Annotated in this window: 22 protein-coding genes, 1 tRNA gene and 1 pseudogene; 9 read left to right on the top strand and 15 right to left on the bottom strand. The window is 58.9% G+C overall.

Going from position 1 to position 22,979, the window contains the following annotated elements; translation table 11 throughout:
• Positions 1–25 precede the first annotated feature (25 nt).
• The 9 genes and pseudogenes from BHU62_RS07165 to aspA all read right to left on the bottom strand — a co-directional run bounded on the left by BHU62_RS07165 (position 26) and on the right by aspA (position 8,384).
• The gene (locus BHU62_RS07165; RefSeq protein ID WP_139282256.1) at positions 26–421 is read right to left on the bottom strand and encodes a hypothetical protein; all 396 of its coding nucleotides are present in this window, start codon (positions 419–421) and stop codon (positions 26–28) included.
• Positions 422–574: 153 nt separating this feature from the next.
• A pseudogene (locus tag BHU62_RS25380) lies at positions 575–706 on the bottom strand (hypothetical protein); the annotation flags it as partial.
• 49 nt (positions 707–755) lie between these two features.
• Positions 756–2,012: a tyrosine-type recombinase/integrase gene (locus BHU62_RS07170; protein WP_073531145.1), complete on the bottom strand. Its 1,257-nt coding sequence runs from the start codon at positions 2,010–2,012 to the stop codon at positions 756–758.
• Positions 2,013–2,207: 195 nt separating this feature from the next.
• Positions 2,208–2,283 (bottom strand) — tRNA-Phe (locus BHU62_RS07175).
• A gap of 160 nt (positions 2,284–2,443) precedes the next feature.
• A complete protein-coding gene (dicD, locus tag BHU62_RS07180; RefSeq protein WP_073531149.1) occupies positions 2,444–3,019 on the bottom strand; it encodes a division control transcriptional repressor DicD in 576 nt (191 codons plus the stop codon).
• A gap of 235 nt (positions 3,020–3,254) precedes the next feature.
• Positions 3,255–4,988, bottom strand: a complete 1,734-nt coding sequence (locus BHU62_RS07185) for a protein-disulfide reductase DsbD (RefSeq protein ID WP_073531222.1) — start codon at positions 4,986–4,988, stop codon at positions 3,255–3,257.
• Positions 4,964–5,287 (bottom strand): divalent cation tolerance protein CutA, encoded by a 324-nt coding sequence (cutA, locus tag BHU62_RS07190; RefSeq protein WP_004929657.1) that lies wholly within the window; start codon positions 5,285–5,287, stop codon positions 4,964–4,966. Before cutA ends, BHU62_RS07185 begins: the two co-directional genes overlap by 25 nt.
• Positions 5,288–5,396: 109 nt before the next feature.
• Positions 5,397–6,698: an anaerobic C4-dicarboxylate transporter gene (locus BHU62_RS07195; RefSeq protein WP_073531261.1), complete on the bottom strand. Its 1,302-nt coding sequence runs from the start codon at positions 6,696–6,698 to the stop codon at positions 5,397–5,399.
• A gap of 249 nt (positions 6,699–6,947) precedes the next feature.
• Entirely contained in the window at positions 6,948–8,384 is a 1,437-nt protein-coding gene (gene aspA, locus BHU62_RS07205; RefSeq protein WP_073531327.1) for an aspartate ammonia-lyase, read from the bottom strand.
• Positions 8,385–8,753: 369 nt separating this feature from the next.
• Here aspA and BHU62_RS07210 point away from each other — a divergent pair, with 369 nt between their 5' ends.
• From BHU62_RS07210 to BHU62_RS07225, 4 genes are all read left to right on the top strand, one after another.
• Positions 8,754–9,242 (top strand): FxsA family protein, encoded by a 489-nt coding sequence (locus BHU62_RS07210; RefSeq protein ID WP_073531328.1) that lies wholly within the window; start codon positions 8,754–8,756, stop codon positions 9,240–9,242.
• Positions 9,243–9,431: 189 nt separating this feature from the next.
• Complete coding sequence (locus BHU62_RS07215) at positions 9,432–9,725, top strand: co-chaperone GroES (protein ID WP_004952634.1); 294 nt, start codon at positions 9,432–9,434, stop codon at positions 9,723–9,725.
• Positions 9,726–9,769: 44 nt separating this feature from the next.
• Positions 9,770–11,416 carry a chaperonin GroEL gene (gene groL / locus BHU62_RS07220; RefSeq protein ID WP_073531329.1) on the top strand — a complete coding sequence of 549 codons (1,647 nt, stop codon included), beginning with the start codon at positions 9,770–9,772 and terminating at the stop codon, positions 11,414–11,416.
• Positions 11,417–11,659: 243 nt separating this feature from the next.
• Complete coding sequence (locus BHU62_RS07225; protein ID WP_073531330.1) at positions 11,660–12,004, top strand: DUF4156 domain-containing protein; 345 nt, start codon at positions 11,660–11,662, stop codon at positions 12,002–12,004.
• 84 nt (positions 12,005–12,088) lie between these two features.
• Here BHU62_RS07225 and epmB read toward each other — a convergent pair whose 3' ends face one another.
• Entirely contained in the window at positions 12,089–13,117 is a 1,029-nt protein-coding gene (gene epmB / locus BHU62_RS07230; protein WP_073531331.1) for an EF-P beta-lysylation protein EpmB, read from the bottom strand.
• Positions 13,118–13,159: 42 nt separating this feature from the next.
• Here epmB and efp point away from each other — a divergent pair, with 42 nt between their 5' ends.
• The 4 genes from efp (at position 13,160) to sugE (ending at position 14,685) form a co-directional block, all read left to right on the top strand.
• Complete coding sequence (gene efp, locus BHU62_RS07235) at positions 13,160–13,726, top strand: elongation factor P (RefSeq protein WP_073531332.1); 567 nt, start codon at positions 13,160–13,162, stop codon at positions 13,724–13,726.
• 70 nt (positions 13,727–13,796) lie between these two features.
• Positions 13,797–13,928 carry an entericidin A/B family lipoprotein gene (locus tag BHU62_RS07240; RefSeq protein ID WP_019453400.1) on the top strand — a complete coding sequence of 44 codons (132 nt, stop codon included), beginning with the start codon at positions 13,797–13,799 and terminating at the stop codon, positions 13,926–13,928.
• A gap of 116 nt (positions 13,929–14,044) precedes the next feature.
• Complete coding sequence (locus tag BHU62_RS07245; RefSeq protein WP_019453399.1) at positions 14,045–14,176, top strand: entericidin A/B family lipoprotein; 132 nt, start codon at positions 14,045–14,047, stop codon at positions 14,174–14,176.
• A gap of 191 nt (positions 14,177–14,367) precedes the next feature.
• Entirely contained in the window at positions 14,368–14,685 is a 318-nt protein-coding gene (sugE, locus tag BHU62_RS07250) for a quaternary ammonium compound efflux SMR transporter SugE (RefSeq protein WP_004929669.1), read from the top strand.
• A 197-nt stretch (positions 14,686–14,882) separates the two neighbouring features.
• On the opposite strand, the gene frdD is transcribed toward sugE, so the two are convergent.
• The 4 genes from frdD to frdA are packed head-to-tail and all read right to left on the bottom strand — an operon-like array spanning position 14,883 to position 18,186.
• On the bottom strand, positions 14,883–15,242 hold the full coding sequence (frdD, locus tag BHU62_RS07255; RefSeq protein WP_004929672.1) for a fumarate reductase subunit FrdD: 360 nt from the start codon (positions 15,240–15,242) through the stop codon (positions 14,883–14,885).
• A gap of 12 nt (positions 15,243–15,254) precedes the next feature.
• Positions 15,255–15,647, bottom strand: a complete 393-nt coding sequence (gene frdC, locus BHU62_RS07260; RefSeq protein WP_073531333.1) for a fumarate reductase subunit FrdC — start codon at positions 15,645–15,647, stop codon at positions 15,255–15,257.
• A gap of 15 nt (positions 15,648–15,662) precedes the next feature.
• Positions 15,663–16,397 (bottom strand): succinate dehydrogenase/fumarate reductase iron-sulfur subunit, encoded by a 735-nt coding sequence (locus BHU62_RS07265; RefSeq protein WP_073531334.1) that lies wholly within the window; start codon positions 16,395–16,397, stop codon positions 15,663–15,665.
• Complete coding sequence (frdA, locus tag BHU62_RS07270; protein ID WP_073531335.1) at positions 16,390–18,186, bottom strand: fumarate reductase (quinol) flavoprotein subunit; 1,797 nt, start codon at positions 18,184–18,186, stop codon at positions 16,390–16,392. Before frdA ends, BHU62_RS07265 begins: the two co-directional genes overlap by 8 nt.
• A gap of 386 nt (positions 18,187–18,572) precedes the next feature.
• On the opposite strand from frdA, the gene epmA reads away from it, so the two are divergent.
• On the top strand, positions 18,573–19,550 hold the full coding sequence (gene epmA / locus BHU62_RS07275; protein ID WP_004929681.1) for an elongation factor P--(R)-beta-lysine ligase: 978 nt from the start codon (positions 18,573–18,575) through the stop codon (positions 19,548–19,550).
• A gap of 67 nt (positions 19,551–19,617) precedes the next feature.
• Here epmA and mscM read toward each other — a convergent pair whose 3' ends face one another.
• Positions 19,618–22,965: a miniconductance mechanosensitive channel MscM gene (mscM, locus tag BHU62_RS07280; protein WP_073531336.1), complete on the bottom strand. Its 3,348-nt coding sequence runs from the start codon at positions 22,963–22,965 to the stop codon at positions 19,618–19,620.
• Between the last annotated feature and the right edge of the window lie 14 nt (positions 22,966–22,979).

Consider the following 22,979-nt stretch of genomic DNA (forward strand, 5'->3'; position numbering starts at 1 on the left):
AGCTAGGGAATAAATGTATAGGAAGTTATAAAGTCAGCGCCGCGAACAGTCTCTCACGTGTACTGCTGCGGTCCTTAGGCGGCGCACTTCTGGCCATTTTCTCTCTCCTCGGCTTCCAGTAAGAGTCGTTAAAAAAACCGGGAAATTCGCCAAATTCTGCAACCAGTCTGTTTTTGATGTGTGCGGGAATAAAGCCTGCAGCAGGCAGTGCCATGGCAATGTATTCGTTAAAAGCGGGATGCTCTCTCCAATCATCACCATCTATTGCAGCTGACAGGGAACGATCAAAGTGCCCTGCTAAAACAGCCAAAGCCCCGATGCGTTGCTGTTCAGTATCCGCTGACGGCATCAGCATGTACCCTGAGCGTTTTGTTGTCTCCCTGCAATCATGATGCTGCGGCAGATACTCCACAGCAGACAAAAATTGTTCGTATTGCCGATGCCGTTATCCTGTTGCATTCCGAAAAAGGCGGTTACATGACAATATTTTGCCGAAAAAAATAAATAGCCTGACAGCTCAGCCATAAAGGCTGAGCTGGTGTACCCGTCAGTATCGTCTATTTTTTATCCACCCTTACTGAGCATAAAGATTGTCGATGTAGCTTGCATACCACTGCATCATCTCCCTCCTCCCATCCAAATACTGAGCGTGGTTATACGTCCCACGAATGCTGTTTTTATCCATGTGAGCGAGTTGCATCTCGATTCACGTGTTTTGAATCCCGCATTTTCCTGATTGGTTTTGATGCGGGCTGCTATCGAGAATGGAGTTTTGCGAAGTCAAACGGGCTCACTATTTTTTCCTCATTTGCATCAAGAAAATCAGCCCACCACTGCAGCATCAGTCTGCGTTCATCCAGAAACTCCGCTTTATGGATATAAGCTGCGCGGACACCATTTCGTTCCTGATGGCTCATCTGGCGCTCCACTGCATCTCTCGACCATAACCCTGACTCAATCAGTGAACTACAAGCCATCGCCCGGAAGCCATGACCACAGACATCGATCTTTGTATCGTAGCCCATCAGGCGTAATGCGTTATTCACCGTATTTTCACTCATGGGTTTCCAGGGATTATGGTCGCCAGTGAAAATCAACTCATATTCACCGCTGATGGTGTGGATCTGCTGCAGAATATCCAGTGCCTGAGTTGAGAGTGGTACCAGATGCTCTGTACGCATTTTTGAGCCACGATGGGAATACTTGACCCCTTCAATAGGTTTCCGCTCAGGAGGAATGGTCCACATGGCTTTCTTAAAGTCGATCTCAGACCACCTGGCAAAGCGTAGTTCACTGGAACGGATGAAGATAAGCAGGGTGAGTTTAGTTGCCAATCGGGTGAGAGGTTGCCCTCTGTATGCATCCAGTCGTTCAAGAAGCTCTGAAATGCGATTTAAGGCGAGGGCAGGGCGGTGCTGGCGTTTAACCGTGGTTAACGCGCCAGCCATATCCACGGCAGGGTTATAGGTGATAATGCCTGACTGGGCAGCATAGCGCATGATTGCAGTGATACGCTGCTGAAGGCGTGCTGCAATCTCATAGATCTCTTTGGCTTCGGCAGCCTTAACGGGGACAAGTAAATCGGGAGTCCTGAGGGTGGTAATGTCACGTGAGCCAATAAAGGGAAACACATGAGTTTCGAGGCTTTTCAGTATCTTCTCACTATGTGAGGCTGACCATTTTTTGTTGCTCTTATGCCACTGTCTTGCGATGCCTTCAAATGTCTGAGCTGTTTCGGGGACCGACTTTTTGATCCGTTTCTGTTCGCACGGGTCAGTTCCCTCTGCTATCAGCTTCCTCGCCGTATCGCGTTTTTCCCTTGCTTCTGATAACGAGACTTCAGGATAGACACCCAGAGCGAGCGTTTTCTCTTTGCCCAGAAATCGGTAGCGGAGTCGCCAGTAGCGTGAGCCGTTAGGGTGAACGAGCAAAAACATGTTGCCGCTGTCGGCAAGTTTATAAGGTTTTTCATCCGGTTTAGCTGCACGGATTTTAGCGTCAGTGAGCGCCATTGGCGGTATCTCCTGATAGTAAAAGGGGTATAAATTTTATCGAATCAGACTATACCCTCAGTTGTACCCTCGCAAGGGACTTGATGCGGGTTGAAGTTGATTGAGTTGGGTGGAGTTAAGGGATTGTAGAAGTGTTGATTTTGGCAGGCTTAGAATGCAAAAACGGACCTCCGTGGAGGTCCGTTGATATGAATTTGGTGCCCGGACTCGGAATCGAACCAAGGACACGGGGATTTTCAATCCCCTGCTCTACCGACTGAGCTATCCGGGCAACGGGCAGCATTAAACCGTATTGGCCGATAGCCGTCAACGGCTTTATGCGTGAAAGGCGTTAAAATGCCACCGGTTGCTGGCTTTTCAGGCAAAGGGCGCAAAAAATGCGCCTGTTCGGGTTCTCGCCTCGGGTTGGCGGTGCCGCAAGCGCAGCGCGCTCAGCTCAGCGCCCCGTTGCGGCGGCACTGCGCCACCTGCAAGATGTCTTCCGCCAGCCGTTTGGCGACCGATACGTCCTGGAGCTGGCGTTTTACCAGCAGTTTGCTCAGGCAGCCTTCCTGAATCAGCTCCATTTGCTGCGCCACCATGTCGGCGTCGTCGGCGTCCATTTCACGCAGCAGTTCGCGGGTCAGCTCCAGCGAGGTCAGCTTTTGCTGCTCCGCCAGCTGATGAATCGGGTGATCCGTTTCCGGGAAGAAGCTGCAGGCGGCGATGAACAGGCAGCCGGGGTAGCGGTCTTGCTGCACGTATTCTGCCAGCACGTCATAGCGCGCCAGCAGCTTCTGCTGTGGGCTCAGATGCTCGTCCAGCAGCAGCTGGCGGCGCCAGGTGTCGATCTGTTGGCCGTGGTAGCGCAGGCAGTCGTACAGCAGCGCCTCGCGATCCGGCCAGAACCGCTTGAGATCGCCGGGCTGAACGTCGAGTTTTTCCGCCAGCATCTCTAATGTGGCGGTCGCCAGGCCCTGTTGTTCCAACAGGCCCAGCGCGGTATCAAGGACGTGTTCACGTTGCACTTGTGCTTCCTCCTCTTCGGTTCAGAACCTCAGTGTTATTTATTATACCCGTCATCTTCCGAGCCGCAGCGTTGTTGGCTGCTCACCGTTATTCTGCCCCTCCATGGGCCTCACCCCTTGCGGGGCCACTGTAGGCAGTGTTCAAATCTGCTCCCAGCAGATTTGTCACCCCAGTCACTTACTTTAGTCAGCTCCTGGGGACTCCTGTGCTTGCCGCCTAGCTGCAACTCGAAAGCTATAGGGTATGTCGCATCACTTTCTGCAAATGCGCGTTGAAGGCTTCTGCCTTCATAAAACCGGTGACCCGCTGGGCCGTCAGCTCCTGGCCCGCCGGATCGAAGAACAGGATCGTCGGCAGCCCCAGCACCTGCAGGTGCTTCAGCAGTGCCGCCTGTTCCGCGCCGTTGGCGGTGACGTCCGCCTGCAGCAGTACCGCGTTGGCCAGGCTCGCCTGCACCGCCGCGTCGCTGAAGGTGTATTTCTCGAACTCTTTACAGGCCACGCACCAGTCGGCGTACAGGTCCAGCATCACCGGCTTGCCGCGCGCCTGTTGCAGCGCCCGATCGAGCTGCTCGACGTTGTTGATGCGGGTAAAGGTCAGGTGCGACTGAGCGGCCTGCTGCGCCTGGTCGGCGCCGAAGGCCCAGTCCTGCAGCGGCCGTGCGGCGATCACTGCCGCCGCCAGCAGCAGCAGCTGCAAGGCGCGCACCCAGCCGCGTGCGCTTCTCAGGCTCAGGGCGAAGGCCCAGCCGAAGAACGCCAGGCCGAGCAGGCTCCACAGGCGCATGCCCCACAGATCGCCGATCACTCGCTCCAGCAGGAAGACCGGCAGCGCCAGGATCACGAAGCCGAAGGCCTCTTTTACGTACTGCATCCACGGGCCGCTGCGCGGCAGCAGGCGGTTGCCGAACAGGGTGACGATCACCAGCGGAATGCCCATCCCCAGCGCGTACAGGTACAGCGTGCCGCCACCGGCCCACAGGTTACCGCTCTGGGCGATATACAGCAGGATGGCGCTGAGCGGCGCGGTGGTGCAGGGGGAACAAATCAGCCCGGCCAGGGCGCCCATCAGGAACACCCCGGTCAGCGAACCGCCGCGCTGGGTATTGCTCCAGTTCGCCAGCCGGGTTTGCAGCGCCGAGGGCAGCTGCAGGGAATAGAGGCCGAACATCGACAGCGCCAGCGCGATAAACAGCACCGACAGGCCGATCAGCACGTAAGGGTGCTGCAGCGCCGCCTGGAATTGCAGGCCGGCGGCGGCCACCACCAGCCCCAGCAGGGTGTAGGTGAGCGCCATGCCCTGCACGTAAACCACCGCCAGCGCCAGAATACGGCCGCTGCTTTGCGGCCGGTCGCGGCCGAGGATGATGCCGGAGATCAGCGGGTACATCGGCAGCACGCAGGGGGTGAAGGCGATGCCGATGCCGATCAGCAGTGCCCACAGCGGAGAGAATGGCAGGCTGGCCGGTGCGGCGGGCTGTTCGGTTGGCGCAGGGGCAGCCGCCGGAAGTGGGGCCGCCGCGCTGGCGCTGACGACATCCAATGGAATGACCCGGGTTTCCGGCGGGTAGCAGAAGCCGGCCTCGGCGCAGCCTTGATAGGTGACGCTGAGGCTGGCGTTGGCCGCCGCCTGTTGCAGCGGCACCTGCAGATTCAGCTGTTGTTTGAAAATCGCCACTTCGCCAAAGAACTCGTCCTTGTGGCTCAGCCCTTCGGGCAGGGTAAACGCGCCGAGCGTCGCCTGTTGCGGCACCAGTTTGATCTGCTGGCGATACAGGTAGTAGCCGGGGCGGATCTGCCAATTCAGCATCACCTGGCTGCCTTGCTGTTTGAAATCGAAGGCGAAGGCCTGGTCGACAGGCACGAACTGGCTGCCGCCTTTCGGCGCGAACAGCGAAGCCTGCGCCGCCTGCGGCAGGAAGAACAGGCTGCACAGCAGCAAAATCAGTTTAATGAAGCGTTGATCCATAACAGGTAGTCTTTATCTCCGGCCATCACCGGCAGCACCAGCAGCTCGGGCGTCTGGTAGGGGTGATGTTGTTTCAGGGTGTCGAGCAGGGCCTGCTGACGGCGGCGATCGCTTTTGAACAGCATCTGCACTTCGTATTCCTGTTCCAGTTTCCCTTCCCAGTAATACAGCGAGGTGGCGCCGGGCAGCAGCGTGGCGCAGGCCGCCAGCTTATCGCCCAAGACCCGCGCCGCCAGTTCCTGGGCGCTGGCTTCATCGGGTGCGGTACAGAGTATGACGACAGCTTCGCAATCAGACATCTTCAGCCCTCTCATCGGTTCGAATGGGCACTATACCCTGAAGGCGGATTGGCTAGAAGGTGAGTTTATCGCCAAAAGGAAAACCGGGGCCGCAGCCCCGGTCGAAGCGTTACAGCATGATGCTGCCGAGCAGGAAGCCGAATACCACGGCGAAGATCACGCCCATGGTGCCGGGAATGAAGAACGGATGGTTGAACACGAAACGGCCGATGCGCGTAGTGCCGGTATCGTCCATCTGCACCGCGGCGACCAGCGTCGGGTAGGTCGGCAGGATGAACAGGCCGGAGACGGCGGCGAAGGAAGCGACGGCAGTCAGTGGCGATACGTTCAGCGCCAGCGCCATCGGCATCAGCGCCTTGGCGGTAGCGGCCTGCGAGTACAGCAGCGCCGAGCAGAAGAAGAAGATCACCGCCAGCAGCCACGGGTGCGATTGGATAACCGTGCCTGCCGTCTCTTTGATCCAGTCGATGTTGGCCTGCACGAAGGTATCGCCCAGCCAGGCGACGCCCAGAATACAGATACAGGCGCTCATGCCGGCCTTGAAGGTGCTGGAGTTCAGCACCATGTCGGTGTCGACGCGGCACAGCAGGGTGGTCAGGGTGGCGACGCTCAGCATGATGATCAGGATGGCGTTGGTGGTGTTCATCAGCGGCTTGGCCACCAGGCCCAGGCCCGGGCTGTTGATGATGGCGTAGGCGACCACGCACAGCACGCCCAGCAGGAACAACAGCACCGAGGTTTTGGCGCGCGGTTTGATCGCCAGTGCCTTGTTGCCGCGCAGGGTGATCAGGCCTTCTTCCAGGCGTTTCAGGTACACCGGATCGTTAGACAGCTTGGAGTCGAACAGCCAGGTCACCAGCAGCGACATCACCAGCACGGCGCAGAAGGTGGACGGGATCACCACCATCAGCAGGTGCAGGTAGCTGACGCCGTGGCCTTCCATCACCGAAGACATGTACACCACCGCGGCGGAGATCGGCGAGGCGGTGATGGCGATCTGGGCGGAGACCACGGCGGTCGACAGCGGCCGGCAAGGCTTGATGCCCTGTTCTTTCGCCACTTCGGCGATCACCGGCAGCGCCGAGAGCGAGATGTTGCCGGTACCGGCAAAGATGGTCAGGAAGTAGGTGACGATAGGGGCGAGAATGGTGATGTGCTTGGGGTTCTTGCGCAGCAGCTTTTCGGTCTGCTGCACCAGGTAGTCCATCCCCCCGGCGACCTGCATGGCGGAGATCGCCGCGATCACCGCCATGATGATGGAAATCACGTCGAAGGGAATGCTGCCCGGCTTGACGCCGATCAGCGCCAGGACCAAGACGCCCAATCCCCCCGCGAACCCGATACCGATACCGCCCAACCTGGCCCCTAAAAAGATGGCCAGCAGAACGATAACCAACTCTACGGCTAGCATAGTGTTTACTCCTTAAAATGAGATTTCCCGTCATCCTTGAAACTGCATCGGTGTTGGCTGCGAGCGCTCACCCCAGTCACTTACTTGAGTAAGCTCCTGGGGACTTGCGCGCTTGCCGTCTTGATGCAGTCCCAATGATTTAGGGTGTAAATTGAAAATAAAACGTTAAAATTTTGTGGGCGCCGGAAAGTAAAAAGGCACGCTATCCAGAGGATTTAGCGTGCCTTTCAGGGCTACCGGGTAGGTCTGTTATTGTTCATTTTCATCCGTATAGCGTTTGGCTTTATAGGCCGGGTGCATCAGGTTCTCCACGGAGAAGATGTCATCCAGCTCGGCTTCGGTCAGCAGGCCGCGTTCCAGCACCACTTCGCGCACGCTCTTGCCGGTTTCGGCGCAGATCTTCCCGACGATGTCACCGTTGTGGTGGCCGATGAACGGGTTCAGATAGGTGACGATACCGATCGAGTTGAAGACGTAGTGTTCGCAGACTTCTTTATTCGCGGTGATGCCGTTAATGCATTTTTCCAGCAGGTTGTAGCAGGCGTTGGTCAGGATGTGGATCGACTCGAACATCGCCTGGCCGATCACCGGCTCCATCACGTTCAACTGCAACTGGCCCGCTTCGGCCGCCATGGTAACGCAAGTGTCGTTGCCAATCACCTTGAAACACACCTGATTGACCACTTCCGGCACCACCGGGTTGACTTTGGCCGGCATGATGGACGAGCCCGCCTGCAGTTCCGGCAGGTTGATCTCGTTCAGGCCGGCGCGCGGGCCGGAGGAGAGCAGGCGCAGGTCGTTACAGATTTTGGACAGTTTCACCGCCAGGCGTTTGAGCGCGCTGTGCACCATCACATAGGCGCCGCAGTCGGAGGTGGCTTCGATCAGGTCTTCCGCCGGTACCACCGGCAGGCCGCTGACTTCCGCCAGTTTTTGCACCGCCAGCGGCTGGTAGCCTTCCGGGGTGTTGAGCGCGGTGCCGATGGCGGTGGCGCCCAGGTTGACCTCCAGCAGCAGCTCCGCGGTGCGGTGCAGGTTGCGGGTTTCTTCGTTCAGCAGCACGCTGAACGCGTGGAATTCCTGGCCGAGCGTCATCGGCACCGCGTCTTGCAGCTGGGTGCGGCCCATTTTCAGGATGGTTTCGAACTCTTTCGCCTTGCGATCTAAGCCTTCGCGCAGTTGGTTGATGGCGTCGATCAGTTTCTGGTTGGAGGCGTACACCGCGATGCGGAACCCGGTCGGGTAGGCGTCGTTGGTGGACTGGCACTTATTGAGGTGATCGTTCGGGTTCAGGTACTGGTATTCGCCCTTTTGGTGGCCCATCAGCTCCAGGCCGATGTTCGCCAGCACTTCGTTGGTGTTCATGTTCAGCGAGGTGCCCGCACCGCCCTGGAACACGTCCACCGGGAACTGATCCATGCATTTGCCTTTATCCAGCACTTCGTCACAGGCCTGGATGATGACGTCGGCGATTTTGCGCGGGATGGTTTTGAGTTCTTTGTTGGCCATCGCCGCGGCTTTTTTCACCATCACCATGCCGCGAACGAACTCGGGGACGTCGCTGATTTTGCTGTTGCTGATGTAGAAGTTTTCAATCGCACGCAGAGTGTGAACTCCGTAGTAAGCGTCTGCGGGGACTTCACGTGTTCCTAACAGGTCTTCTTCGATACGAATGTTGTTTGACATGAGAACCTTCTCTATGTGTTGCTGCCGAATTAATAATTTGTCAGGTCAAGGCTGGTAAGGGCGCAGCCTAAATTAATATTGCCGAAGGCTTGGGGCGTGAAACGATTAACCAAATCGCCCGTTGCTGCCCAGATCATATGCTGGTTGGTAAGAAATGACTGAATCCAGATCACCTTATGGTGTTTAAGGATATGCCCTTTTCCGGTTCTGTGACTTCTTTCACGTTTGTGAACTTTAGCAATAAAAACCGGCTCTCGGTTGAAATGGCGGGGGGATGTCCCCATTGTAGTGGGGTCGGCCGTTTACGGCCTCTTTTTTCGCGCCGTCGCCCCGTGGCGGCCGCGCTTTACCTACCGATAGGAGAACCAGGTGCGCTGGTTACCGCTACTGCTGATATTTCTGCTGGCTTACATAGAAATATCCATCTTTATCAAAGTCGCCGCCGTGCTCGGCGTGGCTGTCACCCTGCTGCTGGTGGTGTTCAGCTCTTGCGTCGGCATTTCGCTGGTGCGCAATCAGGGCATGAAAACCTTCGTGCAGATGCAGCAAAAACTGGCGGCCGGTGAAAGCCCGGCGGCGGAGATGGTGAAAAGCGTTTCGCTGGTGCTGGCGGGCTTCCTGCTGCTGATACCGGGCTTTTTCACCGACTTCCTCGGCCTGTTGCTGCTGTTGCCGCCGGTGCAAAAATCGTTGACGCTGAAGCTGATGCCGCATCTGTCGGTTTACCGCCCCGGTGGTTGGACGGGGGGCGACGCCGCCAACGGCAACACCTTCGACGGCGAATTTCAGCGCAAGGACGACGATCGTCCGGTGCTGGAACATCGCCCGGACGAGGACCGCAAACCTCACGATCGTTAACAAAACGCGGCCTGGGCCGCGTTTTTCATCTCCGCCGCGCCCGCGCGACCAAAAATGCGAAATTTTTTTCGTTTGCCCCCTTGAAGGGGGCTGGAACGCCCCCATCTCAAATGCCACGAGGCCGGTAATAACAACCATCCGGTGTACAACCCTAAATCTGATAGAGACCTTCTTACAGGAGAGCGTTCAATGAGTATTCGTCCATTGCATGACCGCGTTATCGTCAAGCGCAAAGAAGTTGAATCAAAATCTGCTGGCGGCATCGTCCTGACTGGCTCTGCTGCGGGTAAATCCACTCGCGGTGAAGTGGTTGCAGTGGGTAAAGGGCGTGTGCTGGAAAGCGGCAACATCCAACCGCTGGATGTGAAAGTTGGCGATATCGTGATTTTCAACGACGGCTACGGCGTGAAAGCAGAGAAGATCGACAATGAAGAAGTGTTGATCATGTCCGAAAGCGACATTCTGGCAATTGTTGAAGCGTAATTGCGCTTTATCTTCTGAACTGAACGAGTTGAAGGGAAATACCAATGGCAGCTAAAGACGTAAAATTCGGCAATGACGCTCGCGTGAAAATGCTCCGCGGCGTGAATGTTCTCGCTGATGCAGTAAAAGTGACCCTGGGCCCGAAAGGCCGCAACGTAGTGCTGGATAAATCTTTCGGCGCGCCGACCATCACCAAAGACGGCGTATCCGTTGCGCGTGAAATCGAACTGGAAGACAAGTTCGAGAACATGGGCGCGCAGATGGTAAAAGAAGTAGCCTCCAAAGCGAACGACGCGGCGGGCGACGGTACTACCACTGCCACCGTACTGGCTCAGGCCATCATCACCGAAGGCCTGAAAGCGGTTGCTGCAGGCATGAACCCGATGGATCTGAAGCGCGGCATCGACAAAGCGGTTGTCGCTGCGGTTGAAGAACTGAAAAAACTGTCCGTACCTTGCTCCGATTCCAAAGCTATCGCTCAGGTCGGCACCATCTCTGCCAACTCCGACGAAACCGTGGGTACTCTGATCGCGGAAGCGATGGAGAAAGTGGGCAAAGAAGGCGTGATCACCGTTGAAGAAGGCACTGGCCTGCAAGACGAACTGGACGTGGTTGAAGGTATGCAGTTCGACCGCGGTTACCTGTCCCCGTACTTCATCAACAAGCCGGAAACCGGTTCTGTTGAGCTGGAAAGCCCGTTCATCCTGCTGGCTGACAAGAAGATCTCCAACATCCGCGAAATGCTGCCGGTGCTGGAAGCCGTTGCCAAAGCAGGCAAACCGCTGCTGATCATCGCCGAAGACGTTGAAGGCGAAGCGCTGGCGACCCTGGTGGTCAACACCATGCGCGGCATCGTGAAAGTGGCTGCCGTTAAGGCGCCTGGCTTCGGCGACCGTCGTAAAGCCATGCTGCAGGACATCGCGACCCTGACCGCCGGTACCGTGATCTCTGAAGAGATCGGTCTGGAGCTGGAAAAAGCCACCCTGGAAGACCTGGGCCAGGCAAAACGCGTTGTGATCAACAAAGACACCACCATCATCATCGATGGCGTAGGCGACGAAGCGACCATCCAGGGCCGCGTTGCTCAGATCCGTCAGCAGATCGAAGAAGCGACCTCTGACTACGATCGTGAAAAACTGCAGGAACGCGTAGCGAAACTGGCTGGCGGCGTAGCCGTTATCAAAGTTGGCGCAGCGACTGAAGTTGAAATGAAAGAGAAGAAAGCACGCGTTGAAGACGCCCTGCATGCGACCCGCGCCGCAGTGGAAGAAGGCGTGGTTGCCGGCGGCGGCGTAGCGCTGATCCGCGTGGCAGGCAAAATCGCCGCGCTGAAAGGCGACAACGAAGACCAGAACGTGGGCATCAAAGTTGCGCTGCGCGCAATGGAAGCTCCTCTGCGTCAGATCGTGATCAACGCCGGTGAAGAAGCCTCCGTTATCGCTAACAACGTTAAAGCGGGCGAAGGCAGCTACGGCTACAACGCTTACTCTGAAGAATACGGCGACATGATCGCGATGGGTATCCTGGATCCAACCAAAGTGACCCGTTCTGCTCTGCAGTACGCGGCTTCCGTGGCTGGCCTGATGATCACCACCGAATGCATGGTCACCGACCTGCCGAAGGCTGACGCACCGGATATGGGCGCAGCAGGCGGCATGGGTGGCATGGGCGGCATGGGCGGCATGATGTAATCATCCCCCACACGTTCGTGTGCTGAGAACCCCGGCCAAATGGCCGGGGTTTTTTTATGCCTGCGCGCGGCAGCACTGTATTTGATGATATTTTTGCCGCCCGGGGCGATTTAGCTGGTAAACTGGTAAGTCATCAGCTGTCGCTCAAGACGTTGGCCCACTAGCGTGGCAACGGATGCTTAAGAGATGGCATCGCTTTCTGATAAGCTTTTGCGTAATTCTCAACATCGAATGGGGAACAAGATGCGGATTAAAGCCTTACTGGGTCTTTCGGCAGCGATGCTGCTGGCGGGTTGCAGCACCACGAATGAACTGACCGCTGCGGGTCAGCAGATCAAGTTCACCGACAGCAAGCCGGCGGCGGAATGCCAGCTGCTGGGGGAAGTGACCGGCACCCAGAGCAACTGGCTGTCCGGCAACGGCGGTGAAGGCAGCTCCATGCGCGGTGCGGCCAACGATCTGCGCAACAAGGCGGCGGCGATGGGCGGCAACGTGATCTACGGCGCCAACAGCCCGAGCCAGAACCTGCTCTCCAGCTTCGCGCCGCTGGACAGCAAAATGGTCGGCCAGGTTTACAAGTGCCCCTAAGGCGCTGAGGCCGACAGCCGCGAAGAGATAAAAAAAAGAGGAATGCCATGGCATTCCTCTTTTCGTTGGCGCGAGCGCTGCGCGTCACTCCTGCATCAGGCGCAGGTCGATCGGCGTTTTGCTCGGTTCGCCGCCCACTTCACGCGTCAGGCGCGGCACCAGATAACCGGACACCTTGCTCAGCAGCGCCTGCATGATGGCGCGCGCCTCATCGTCACTGACCATGAAGTGCGCCGCGCCCTGCACCTTGTCCAGCACGTGGATGTAATAGGGCAGGATACCGGCGTCGAACAGCGCGTTGCTGAGCGCCGCCAGCGTGTCGGCGTTGTCGTTGACGTCGCGCAGCAGCACGCTCTGGTTGAGCAGCGTGACGCCGGCCAGGCGCAGCTGCGCCATGGCGCTCTGCAGATCGCGGTCAATTTCGTTGGCGTGGTTGATGTGCGTGACCATCAGCACCTGCAGGCGCGAGGCCGACAGCAGGCGGCACAGCGCCGGCGTAATGCGCGCCGGGATCACCACCGGCAAACGGGTGTGAATGCGCAGGCGTTTCAGGTGAGGGATGCTCTCCAGTTCGCCGACCAGCCACTCCAGCTCGCTGTCTTTCGCCATCAGCGGATCGCCGCCGGAAAAAATGATCTCGTCCAGTTCCGGGTGTTGGCGGATATAATCCAGCGCCTGCCGCCAGTTGTTCTTATTGCCCTGATTATCCTGATAGGGGAAGTGGCGGCGGAAGCAGTAGCGGCAGTTGACCGCGCAGCCGCCCTTGACCAGCAGCAGCGCGCGATTGCGGTATTTGTGCAGCAGGCCCGGCACCACGCTGCGCTGCTCATCGAGCGGATCGGTGGTGAACCCTGGGGCGTTGATGAACTCCTCTCTGGCGGTCAGCACCTGGCGCAGCAGCGGGTCGTTGGCATCCCCGGGGCGCATGCGTGCGGCGAAGGCGCGCGGCACGCGCAGGGCAAACAGCCGGCGGGCATCGCGCCCCTGCGGCAGTTCCGGGTGCGTATTCAGTGACAAAAGCTGCAGTAATTCATCAGGATCGGTAATAACATCGGCGAGTTGATGCAACCAATCTTCTCTATGTGCCGTACTTTGGGTTATAATGTGTGCCATTTTTTTGGCTAAGCTACCAGTTCAAATATTCAGAGGGCCATCATGGCGACTTATTCTAGCAACGATTTCCGTCCGGGTCTTAAAATCATGTTCGAGGGCGAACCTTACGCCGTCGAAGCCAGTGAGTTCGTTAAGCCGGGCAAAGGCCAGGCGTTTGCGCGCGTGAAAATGCGTCGTCTGCTGACCGGCACCCGCGTGGAAAAAACCTTCAAGTCTACCGATTCTTGCGAAGGCGCAGATGTGGTAGATACCAACATGAACTACCTGTACAGCGACGGTGAGTTCTACCACTTCATGCACCCTGAGACTTTCGAACAGCATCAGGTTGACGGCAAAACTGTATCTGACGCGGCAAAATGGCTGCAGGACAACGCGGAGTGCATCATCACCCTGTGGGATGGTCGCCCAATCGCCGTTCAGCCGCCGAACTTCATCGAAGCGGAAATCACCGATACCGATCCGGGCCTGAAAGGCGATACCGCAGGGACTGGCGGCAAGCCGGCTACCCTGAGCACCGGCGCCGTGGTTAAAGTACCGTTGTTCGTCCAGATTGGCGAAGTCGTTCGCGTTGACACCCGCTCTGGCGAATACGTCTCTCGCGTTAAATAAGTTTCAAAGCAGAGGAACCCCAGCGGTTCCTCTGCTTTATCCCATCCTCGTTCGTTGGCAGAAAATCCGCATGTTCAAGAAAACGTTGTTGGCCGTGCTCTCCCTGTTGTTCCTTTTCTCCCTTAGCGGTTGCAATACGTTTCGCGGTTTCGGCGAAGACGTTCAGCATCTCGGCGGCGCCATCTCGCGCACGGCCAGCTGACCCGCCCTTTAATCCGATGTATTTGCGCCACAAAGCCGGTGGCGATTCCCCCTCCGTCAATTTTGACTAAGCTTAAAGAGCCGTACTTTTTCATCACGACCAAGAAGGGCTTTCTTATGCTGAAGAAAAGTATTATCGCGATCTTCTCCTTGATGATTTTGGCCTCGTTGACCGCCTGCAATACCACCCGCGGCGTGGGTGAAGACATTCAGGCCGGCGGCAAGGCCATTCAGCGCAGCGCGGAATAATCCGTACTCCACCCGGCGGCGTTCCACAAACGGGGGCCGCCGCATTACAAACCCTTGTCTATGTGTTTGCGCTGCTGCTATCCTGCCGCGGTGCGGGTGAGGTTGCCCGCCATTCATCACCCAGCTGAACGGGACGACCCGTTTACGCGTCATTATATCGGGGACGACCCCAGTGGTAGGGAGGCCGTCTCATGGCCTGGATTATTCTGCTTATCGCCGGTTTGCTTGAAGTGGTTTGGGCTATCGGTTTGAAATACACCCACGGTTTTACCCGGCTGACGCCGAGCATCATCACCATCGCCGCGATGGTGGTCAGCATGTTGCTGCTGGCCAACGCCATGAAAACGCTGCCCGCCGGCACCGCTTATGCGGTATGGACCGGTATCGGCGCGGTGGGCGCGGCCATCATGGGCATGGTGCTGTTGGGGGAGTCGACCAATATCGCGCGCATCATCAGCCTGTGCCTGATCGTGGTCGGCATACTTGGGTTGAAATTCAGCAGTCACTGATACCCGTCGTCTTTCACGTTGTCGCGTTGTTACCTGCACTCACTAACCCCAGTCACTGACCTAAGTAAGCTCCTGGGGATGAGTGAGCTGGGCACCTGGCTACAGCTTGAAATCCATAGGGTATGTCGATTTGATCGAACTGATAGACCCTTAGAAATAATAACAGGCGGCCAACGGGCGTTGGCCGCCTGAGCGGTTTACAAGGTGACGACGCCGATGACGGTAACGACGCTGAGGATCGCCGCCAGACCGTAGAACACCCACTTGCCGGCCGGCACGTGGATCTTCAGATCGTGCATCGCATGGTGGATGCGGTGCAGGCCGCACCACAGTGGCAGAATGATCATCAGCAGCAGGAACAGACGGCCGATCAGGCTCTGGCAGAACGCCAGCACGCGTTCGTAGCCCAGCGCTTCACCGGGGAACAGCCCCAGCGGCAGCAGGATGCCGACCAGCAGCACGATGGCCGGCGCGACGATCGCGCCCCACATGCCGCCGGCGCCGAACAACCCCCAGAAAACCGGCTCGTCGGAGCGTTTAGGTGCTTGATTTATCATGTTTCCTCCGGATTAGATCAGGGCCACGGCCAGAATGACCACGCTGACGACGATCGTGACGGCCCACAGTCCTTTAACGATGGGGCCCGGCCCCATTTTCTCGCTGTTGACCACGATATTGGCGGCTTTCGGCGCCAGATCGAACCAGGTTTTGGTATGCAGCGCCGCCGCCAGCAGCGCGACGATGTTGATCAGCAGCACCAGCGGATTCTGCAAGAAACCGATGAAGCCGGCCCAGCTCTCGGTGCCGCCCTTCAGTGCGAACACGCCGTAGAGCAACACGATGCTGAACCAGACCGCCAGCACCGAGGTGCCTTCGCGCAGCATGTAGAAACGGTAGAAGCCGAGCTTTTGCCACCAGGTGGGTGTCATGGTGCGCACATAGGGCTTACGTTGAGTTGTCATGGCAATTTTTCTCCCTTATTGCGGCTTCAACATGGCGATCATGAAGTCTTTGGCGCTCTCCACCTTGCCCTGTTGGATAGCGGCGGCAGGATCGACGTGTTTCGGACAGACTTCGGAGCAATAGCCGACGAAGGTGCAGCTCCAGACGCCGTTCTGGCCGTTGAGCTGCGGCATGCGCTGTTTCTTGCCGTGGTCGCGGTTGTCCAGGTTGTAGCGGTGCGCCAGCGTGATCGCCGCCGGGCCGATAAACTCGGGGTTGAGGCCGAACTGCGGGCACGCGGCGTAGCACAGGCCGCAGTTGATGCAGCCGGAGAACTGGTGGTACTTGGCCATCTGCGCCGGGGTCTGCACGTTCGGGCCGTCTTCCGGTTTGCGATCGTTGCCGATGATATACGGCTTGATCGCCTCCAGGCTTTCGATGAAGTGGGTCATATCGACTACCAGATCGCGCTCGATCGGGAAGTTGCCCAGCGCTTCGACCTTCATGCCGTTGGTGTACTCGCGCAGGAAGGTTTTGCACGCCAGCTTCGGCACGCGGTTGACCATCATGCCGCAGGAACCGCAGATCGCCATGCGGCAAGACCAGCGGTAGGAGAGATCCGGCGCCAGGTTGTCCTTGATGTAGCCCAGTGCGTCGAGCAGCGAAGTTTGTTCGTCGTAAGGCACGGCGTAGGTGACGAAATGCGGCTCGGCGTCGGTTTCCGGGTTATAGCGCATGACTTCGATCTTCAGGGTTTGCATCTCAGCCATTTGCCTGCTCCTTATTCTTTTTCTCCTGCGCTTCGGCTTCTGCGCCGTAGACGCGTTTGGCCGGCGGCAGCTTGGTGATTTTCACGTCGCTGTATTCGAGATGCGGCGCGCCCTGCGGGTTATGGAACGCCAGCGTATGCTTGAGGAAGTTGACGTCGTCGCGCTCGGTGCAGCCTTCGTCCAGACGCTGGTGGGCGCCGCGCGACTCTTTGCGGTTAAACGCGGAGTGCGCCATGCATTCGGCGACGTCCAGGCCATAACCCAGCTCGATGGTGTACAGCAGATCGGTGTTGAACACGCTGGAGTTGTCGGTGATTTTGACGCGCTTGAAGCGCTCTTTCAGCTCGGCCAGCTTATCGATGGTTTTTTGCATCAACTCCGGCGTGCGGTAGATGCCGCAGCCTTCTTCCATCGACAGCCCCATTTCGTCGCGGATCTTCGCCCAGTTTTCACTGCCTTCCTGTTTCATCAGGTTGCTCAGCCGGCTTTCGACGTCGCGGGTTTGCGCATCCAGCGCGCTGCCGTTGGCCGGCGCGGTTTCCAGCGCGCGCCGCGCCGCGTGTTCACCGGCGACGCGGCCGAACACCACCAGTTCCGCCAGCGAGTTGGAGCCGAGGCGGTTGGCGCCGTGCAGGCCGACGGAGGAACATTCGCCGACCGCGAACAGCCCCTTGATCCGGGTTTCGCAGTTCTGGTCGGTTTCAATGCCGCCCATGGTGTAGTGCGCGGTAGGGCGCACCGGGATCGGATCTTTCACCGGATCGACGCCGACGTAGGCCTTGGCCAGTTCGCAGATGAACGGCAGCCGCTCCAGCAGCTTTTTCTCGCCCAGGTGGCGCAGATCGAGGTAGACCACGTCACCGCGTGGGGTGGCGATGGTGCGGCCGGCGCGCCATTCGTGCCAGAAGGCCTGGGACACTTTGTCGCGCGGGCCCAGCTCCATGTATTTGTTCTTCGGCTCGCCCAGCGGGGTTTCCGGGCCCATGCCGTAATCTTGCAGGTAACGGTAGCCGTCCTTGTTCACCAGGATGCCGCCTTCGCCGCGGCAGCCCTCGGTCATCAGGATGCCGGAACCGGGCAGGCCGGTTGGGTGATACTGCACGAACTCCATGTCGCGCAGCGGCACGCCGTGGTGGAACGCCATGCCCATGCCGTCGCCGGTGACGATGCCGCCGTTGGTGTTGTAGCGGTAAACGCGCCCGGCGCCGCCGGTGGCCATCACCACCGCGTTGGCGCGGATCTGCACGCGGGTGCCTTCCATCATGTTGAGCGCCACCAGGCCGCGGGCCTGGCCGTCATCCACCAGGATATCCAGCACGAAGTGTTCGTCGAAGCGTTGGATTTGCGGGTATTTCAGCGAGGTCTGGAACAGGGTGTGCAGCATGTGGAAGCCGGTCTTGTCGGCGGCGAACCAGGTGCGTTCGATCTTCATGCCGCCGAAGCGCCGCACGTTGACCGAACCGTCCGGTTTGCGGCTCCACGGGCAACCCCACTGCTCGAGCTGGGTCATCTCGCGCGGGCACTGATGCACGAAGTGATCGACCACGTCCTGCTCGCACAACCAGTCGCCGCCGGCGACGGTGTCGTGGAAGTGGTAGTCGAAGGTATCGTGATCCTGAGTGACGGCGGCGGAGCCCCCCTCGGCGGCGACCGTGTGGCTGCGCATCGGGTAGACCTTAGAGATCAGCGCGATTTTCAGTTGGGGATTGGCTTCCGCTGCGGCTATTGCTGCACGTAAACCAGCGCCCCCGGCCCCAATAATGGCAAGATCGGCGTTAAAGGTTTGCACTGCATTCCTCCAATGTTCTTGTTAAGAACGGCAAGTTAAATATCTATGCTTAAAATTTAGCGAACTCTTCGGGTGCTAACTAATTGAACCGATTAATGTTGCTTAAAGGTTAAGGATAGATATCTCCCACCAATAATGGGGAATTAACTATACCTAAAGTTAAGTAGTCGAAATTTGATGTGATCGATTGTTTTGTCGATTAACACTCGTTCGACAGGCTTGCCTGCCTTTTTACGGGTTCGGGGTGCGTTTCCCTTTTTATTGCCCCTTTTACCGCCCGTTTGTCGGAAATTGGCGTCAGCGCCGGCTGCCCAACGTGAAGAATTTGTTTGCTTGCAAGGATGCGAGTAGACTGCATCCCCTGTTTGATTTCGGAGTTAATTACCATGAGCGAAACGGCAAGCTGGCAGCCTAGTGCACCCATCGCCAATTTGTTGAAACGCGCAGCGATTCTGGCTGAGATCCGGCGTTTCTTCGCCGATCGTGGCGTGCTGGAAGTTGAGACGCCCACCATGAGCCAGGCAACGGTCACCGACGTTCACCTGTTCCCGTTCGAGACGCGTTTCGTCGGGCCGGGGGCGGCAGAGGGCCTGACGCTATACATGATGACCAGCCCGGAATATCACATGAAGCGCCTGCTGGCGGCGGGCAGTGGCCCGATCTACCAAATGGGTCGCAGCTTCCGCAATGAAGAAGCCGGGCGGCATCACAACCCGGAATTCACCATGCTGGAGTGGTACCGTCCGCACTACGACATGTATCGCCTGATGAATGAGGTGGACGATCTGCTGCAACAGGTGCTGGATTGCGAGAGCGCGGAGACCCTGTCTTATCAGCAGGCGTTCCTGCGTCATTTGGACATCGACCCGCTGTCGGCGGAGAAGGCACAGCTGCGCGAAGCGGCGGCCAAACTCGATCTGAGCAACATCGCCGATACCGAAGAAGACCGCGATACGCTGCTGCAATTGCTGTTCACCGTGGGCGTGGAACCGCATATCGGCCGTGAAAAGCCGGCGTTCGTCTACCACTTCCCGGCCAGCCAGGCGGCGTTGGCGGAGATCAGCACCGAAGACCACCGCGTGGCGGAGCGGTTTGAGGTGTATTTCAAGGGCATCGAGTTGGCGAACGGTTTCCGCGAGCTGACCGACGGCCGTGAACAACAGCAGCGTTTCGAGCAGGACAACCGCAAACGCGCGGAACGCGGCCTGCCGCAGCAGCCGATCGACTACAACCTGTTGGCGGCGTTGCAGCACGGCATGCCGGAATGCTCCGGCGTGGCGCTGGGCGTGGATCGCCTGGTGATGCTGGCGCTGGGCGCCGAGAGCCTGAGTGACGTGTTGGCCTTCCCGGTTGGGATCGCCTGACGTTTCCGGCGGTGATAAAGAGAAAAGGGTCGGCATCTGCCGACCATTTTTTTATCGCGAGAACCGCTTACAGACCGCCGGCGTCGCGCTTGGTGTTCGGCGCCGGCGTGGAAGGCGGCGTACGGCCGTTGTTGGTCAGCCGCGACAGCGTCTCGGTGCGTACCTGGAACGGCGGGTACGGCAGCGTGATGCCGTGCTCGCGGTAGCCCGCCAGGATCAGCTGGTGGATCTCGTGGCGCAGCGGCATGCGGTGGCCCATTTCGGCGGCGTAAATACGCATCTCGAAGATCTGGATCCCCTGTTGCAGATCGACCAGGTAAACCTCCGGCGCCGGGTTATCCAGCACCAGCGAGCAGCGTTCGGCGGCGTTCATCAGGATCTTGGTCACCTCTTCGCTGTTGGCTTCGCCCGGTGCCGGTACGGTCAGCACCACACGGGTCAGGTTATCCGACAGCGACCAGTTGACGAACTGTTCGGTGATGAAGGCTTTGTTCGGCACGATGATCTCTTTGCGGTCCCAGTCCGAGATGGTGGTGGCGCGGGTGTTGATCTTGGTGACGGTGCCGGTCAGGTTGCGGATCGTCACGGTATCGCCGATGCGGATCGGTTTCTCGAACAGGATGATCAGGCCGGAGATGAAGTTGGAGAAGATCTCCTGCATGCCGAAGCCCAATCCCAGACTGAGCGCGGTGACCACCCACTGCAGTTTCGACCATTCGATGCCGATCCAGGCGAAACTGAGCACTGCGCCGAACAGCAGCAGCAGGTACTTGGTGATGGTGGTGATGGCGTAGCCGGTGCCCGGCGTCAGATCCAGGTGCTGCAGCACCGCCAGCTCCAGCAACGCCGGCAGATTGCGCACCAGCTGCATGGTGATGATCAATACCAAAATAGCGATCAGAACCGCGCCGAGGGTGATCGGATGGGCGGTCTCCACGCCGTTGACCGTTGAGGTCACATCCCACAGCGAGATGTTTTCCAGGAAGGCGAACGCGGAGTGGATCTCCGACCACAGCACGATCACCGACACCAGCGCGATCAGCGTCAGGATCGACCGCACCAGCCGCAGTGACTGGGCGCTGATGGTGTCCAGATCGAAGTCCGAGTCGTCCGGATCGATGGATCCTTCGGTGCTGTTCGGCGTGTGCGAGGTTTCGTCTTCGCCGCGGGCGCGCTGGGCCAGAATGTCGGCGCGGCGCTGTTTGGCGCGATCGAAGGCGATGCGCCGCCGTTGGATCAGCATCCAGCGGCGGATGATGTGGTAGATCACCAGCAGCAGGAACCAGATCGCCACCGAGGTTTCCAGGCGCGCCAACAGCGCCTGCGCGGTGGTGAGGTAACCGACGGTCGACGCCAGCGCCGCCAGCAACGGCGCCGACAGCAGCAGCCCCCAGAAGGCGCTGTTGAGCATGTTGTCGCCGGAGCCGTTTTTATCCAGATATAGCGGGATGCCGGCGCGCTTCAGGCTGTGGGTGACCAGCGCCAGCGCCAGGCACAGCAGGATGAAGCACAGCCGCCCCAGCGTGTTGGCGAACTCGCGCTCTTTCAGGCTATCGAAGGTGATCAGCGCCATGATCAGCGGCACGATCAGCCAGATCGACATTTTGTAGTAACGCATGGCGCGCGAAACTTGCTTCGCCGGCCAGCGGAAGTGAACGATGAATAGCCCCTGCGGGTGGGCAAAGGCGGCGCAGACCATGCAGATCCACAGGATTGGCAGCGTGGCGGTCACCCCTTTACCGATCGCTTCCGCCACCGGGTAGTTCCAGGCGCTTTGCAGGCCGTAGCCGAGTGCGGCCCACAGCACAGGCAACGGCATCGCCACCAGGATTGACCAGAACACGGTGCGCACCGTCAGGAAGAATTCATCCTGCGTCACCTTGCCGACGCGGCCGCTGGCGCGCTCGAGGAAGGCGTGATAGTGCTTGCGTGAACTGATGCTGAAAATCACCAGCAGCAGGGCGCCGAAGATCGGGATCAGCGTTTCGCGGCTGGTCACCATCATCATGAAGGCGCCGCCGAGCTGGGACAGCGTGTCCAGCGACAGGACGCGCGTCAGATCGTGCGCCACGTTGAGCGGGTAAGAGAAATTGATCGGGTTGACGTCCGGCACCCAGAACAGATAGCGGTGGGTGGCGTCGCGGATTTCGTTCAACGCTTCGATCAGCTGGGTGTTGGCCACCTTCAGCTTGGTCAGCTCGAGGATTTGGGTGTCGCACCCGGACAGCAACGAGTTCAGCAGCTCGCGCTGGGTGCGCAGCTGGGCGTCGACGATGCGCTGCTCTTGGTTGGTCAGCGCGCTGCCGTCGTCACGTTTGAATTCGCGCTGCGGCAGTTTTTCCAATTGGCTTTCAAACTGCAGACGCTGCACGCGCAGTTGGGCCATGTCGCCATCCAGCTGCTGCGGTTTGGGCATCTCCGGCAACGTCGCCACCTGCGCGCGCAGGGTTTCCCCCAGCGCCGATGACGAACCGAGCCACTGGGCCTGTTCGATGATGGTGCTCAGCGCCTGACGCACCTGCAGCGTCTGTGCCGCCGCCTGCCGCTGCTGCGAAGAAATCAGGTCCATGCGCTGCGCCTGGCTGTTCAGCGCGGCGGACAGCTCGCGGTTGATCTGCAGCTGTTGGCTGATGCTCTTCGGCAAATCGCCATTCTGCTCGGCCAACTGCTCGGTTTTTTCCAGCGCCAGTTCCGCTTCGCGTTGGCGTTGGGCGTTGAGGTTATTGCGCAGCGCCTGCAGCTGAACGTCTATCTTCTCGTGGCGTTTTTTATAGACCTCGGCGCGCATGCGCGCCAGCTCCTGACGGTTGTTGGCCGACAGCTGCGCCAGCTCCAGTTCGTCCACTTTGGCTTTGCGCGCCGCGGCCTCGGTCTGCAGCAGGGCCAGGGCGGCCTGCGCGTACGGGGTGGTCGGGTTGGCGGGCTGCGCCTGCAGGCGGCGCTGCACTTCGGTCAGCGCGCGGCGGGCGTCGGTCTGCTGCTGCGGCAACTGGCCGAGCGAGTCGCTGATCTCCCGCGTGCGATCCTGCTCTTGCTGCAGCAGGCGCGCCTGTTCCAGCAGCAGGCTGCTGGTTTGCAGGATCTGCTGTTCCAGATCGCTGGCCGGGAGATCGTCGCCGTTCGGCAGGATCTTGTTGCCTTCCAACACCAGCTGACGGCGCAGTTCCTGCGTCATCTTCGGGAAATCGTCGATCACCTTCTGATATTGCTCGGAGCGGGTCTGCGACTCTTTACGCTCGGTCAGCCAGTTGAGGGCGCTTTGCAGCGCCTCGGTAGTTTCCGCCTGATTCGGCGCGTTTTTGCTGCTTTCCGCCTGCTTCAGCTCCTGCTTGAGCTGGGTCTCGGTCGGCACGGGGGCGGCCAGCGCCGGTTGCAACAGCAGGCAACCGAGCAAAAGCGTGATAATCAGGCGCACGGCGTCGATTCCTT

It is taken from the genome of Serratia marcescens (assembly GCF_001902635.1).
Taxonomy (GTDB): domain Bacteria; phylum Pseudomonadota; class Gammaproteobacteria; order Enterobacterales; family Enterobacteriaceae; genus Serratia; species Serratia marcescens_F.